The organism is Burkholderia sp. Bp8998 (genome assembly GCF_003854235.1).
Taxonomy (GTDB): domain Bacteria; phylum Pseudomonadota; class Gammaproteobacteria; order Burkholderiales; family Burkholderiaceae; genus Burkholderia.
In genome coordinates, this window is sequence record NZ_QTQF01000112.1 from 1 (window position 1) to 2076 (window position 2076).

The 2076-nt window shown below is 60.9% G+C and carries 3 protein-coding genes; 1 reads left to right on the plus strand and 2 read right to left on the minus strand.

Annotated features, from left to right (window positions below; genetic code table 11):
* Nucleotides 1-22: 22 nt before the first annotated feature.
* The gene (locus tag DIE06_RS37575) at nt 23-256 is read right to left on the minus strand and encodes a hypothetical protein (protein WP_260433911.1); all 234 of its coding nucleotides are present in this window, start codon (nt 254-256) and stop codon (nt 23-25) included.
* Nucleotides 257-792: 536 nt separating this feature from the next.
* Here DIE06_RS37575 and DIE06_RS37580 point away from each other — a divergent pair.
* Nucleotides 793-1311: a GNAT family N-acetyltransferase gene (locus DIE06_RS37580; protein ID WP_124665718.1), complete on the plus strand. Its 519-nt coding sequence runs from the start codon at nt 793-795 to the stop codon at nt 1309-1311.
* 73 nt (nt 1312-1384) lie between these two features.
* On the opposite strand, the gene DIE06_RS37585 is transcribed toward DIE06_RS37580, so the two are convergent.
* A complete protein-coding gene (locus DIE06_RS37585) occupies nt 1385-1849 on the minus strand; it encodes a plasmid fertility inhibition factor family protein (protein ID WP_124665719.1) in 465 nt (154 codons plus the stop codon).
* Nucleotides 1850-2076 lie beyond the last annotated feature (227 nt).

The window sequence follows — 2076 nt, forward strand, 5'->3', positions numbered from 1 at the left end:
GTTCCAACAAGGCTGATCTGTTTCATGCCGCTACTGTCTCACATGCCGCCGTCACGCGAAGGTTTTGCAGACATTCCTTAACGATTTTTGTGCGGTCATGGACGCGCACTGTCGTCGCCGGATTCGCGTGCAGATCCGGCAATGCACCGCGTTCAGCCTTATGCCGGGTGACGTAATAGACCCGCAGATCGTGAAACGTGAAGCGCTCCACGATTACCTTTTCCTTCAGCGCTTCGGTCATCAGCTTCGACCACATCGCCTTGAATCCGGCCGGCGTGTAGAGCGGTTCGAGAACACGTAGAGGCAGCCAGGGAAGGTTGCGAAATGCGCTTCGGAATATGCCTGCGTCGGAATCGCCCAGACTGACCGGCGATTCGCTCCATCCTTCGGCCGATAGTCGGCCGGAGCCTGAGCGCCTTTCTGCCGGCCGTCACGGTGAAACGCGCCATGTGCGCCGGCGCCGGTACGCGCCGTAGCCGGTACGGGGACCTGCTGCACCGAGGCGACGCTCGACATAACGAAGTGAACGATCCGCAGATTGGCGGAATAAGCCAGGGACTTGGCATAAACCACCAAAGATTCACAGTCTTACATTCATGTAATGTATCGGTTCCTCGTGCCCTGAACTTTGCAGGGCCGTTCGGTCCCGACGAACCAGAAGGCGTCGGGACATTTTTTCGCCCGTAGCGCTGTCGTCGCGCAGCATCTCGCGAGATTCGCGATTCAACTCGCCTTCGCCCCTCCGCGATTGCTACACTTTCCCGTCGATCGCACAACCGGAGCGACCCACGCATGCCGGAAAACCACGCCATCATGCTGCGCAGCGCGATGCCACACGATGCTGAGCACATCGCTCGCTTGCACACGCTGAGTTGGCAGAACGCATACAGCCATATCTTGCCCGCGGCCTATCTGTCCGATGAGGTGCCGACGGAACACGCGATGCGGTGGCGAAATTATTTCGACCGCAACGAAGCGGAGTGGGGCCTCGTGCTGATCGCGGAATCCGACGGCGCACCGATCGGTTTTGCCAGCGCCGAAAGACCGATCGATCCGGTGCGCGGTGTCCTGCTCGATTGCCTTCACGTCCATCCCGCACATCATGGAAGCGGTGCCGGCAAGCGCATGATCGAAGCCGTTCGCGCGTGGGCGCGAAATATTGGCGTGGACAAGGTTCATCTCTCGGTACTCGACGGCAACGTCCGCGCGATCGGTTTCTACGAGCACAACGGCTGGCGACTGGCAGGCGTCGAAACCAGCTTCATCGGCCGGGGGGCCGTCACCGACCGGATCTACGTGATCGAAGCCTAGCGGCCTGCCGGCATCGAATCGAACGGCCGCACGCTGCACGACTCGTTTCGCACTCGACCAAGCGTCGCGTCCGTCACTCGCCGCAATACCGCACGAGCAAATCCGCCTCTGTTTCATGCACCTCGACGGGCAGGCTCGTTGCTCCTGCATACGCCAGATAGCGCGCGCGATGCTGGCCGTTCCGGAACGATGCGATGCCGACTTTCGACAGGCCCGGAATCCCGAGCAGCGTCCGCGTCCGCGTCTCGCGAAACGTGATGAAGGGCATGTCGGGAATCCGTGGTTTGGCCGGATCGAGAAAATCGCGGATGCCGGCGGCCTTGCCGGGCGCCCAATATTGAACCGCCGGCAGCACATAGTCGGTTGTGTCGCGATCGGCGCACGCGAGCAGTTTCGTGAGGTCGACCGTCACGACGCGATGCCGCGAGTCGTCGGATGCGAATACTCGCTTGAGATGCGTATAGGCATAGGCGGCATGCCCCGGAAGCTGGATGATCCAGACTTCGACGCCGTCATGTTGTGCCCGAGCGAGTGTCATTGTTTCCTTGGGTGGGGCAAGCGATTTTTGTGGCTGGAGTGTAGCAGCGCGGCTGAGGCTGCGGAGCAGGCAGATACCCGGAATCGACGCTGCGGAGTCATCCGCGAAAGCATGCGGCGCAAATCGGTCTCGGAGCGGATGCAGGACGGGGGTGGTCTCAAGAATCAAGTGCAACGTTTAGCCAATCCGGCGGCAGCCAATTCCATCGCCATAGCCTCTTCAGGGGT

What these genes read in the sequence shown, in the direction of transcription:
- DIE06_RS37575 (WP_260433911.1), bottom strand. Translation starts at nt 256, where the DNA reads ATGTGGTCGAAGCTGATGACCGAAGCGCTGAAGGAAAAGGTAATCGTG.
- DIE06_RS37580 (WP_124665718.1), top strand. Translation starts at nt 793, where the DNA reads ATGCCGGAAAACCACGCCATCATGCTGCGCAGCGCGATGCCACACGAT.
- DIE06_RS37585 (WP_124665719.1), bottom strand. Translation starts at nt 1,849, where the DNA reads ATGACACTCGCTCGGGCACAACATGACGGCGTCGAAGTCTGGATCATC.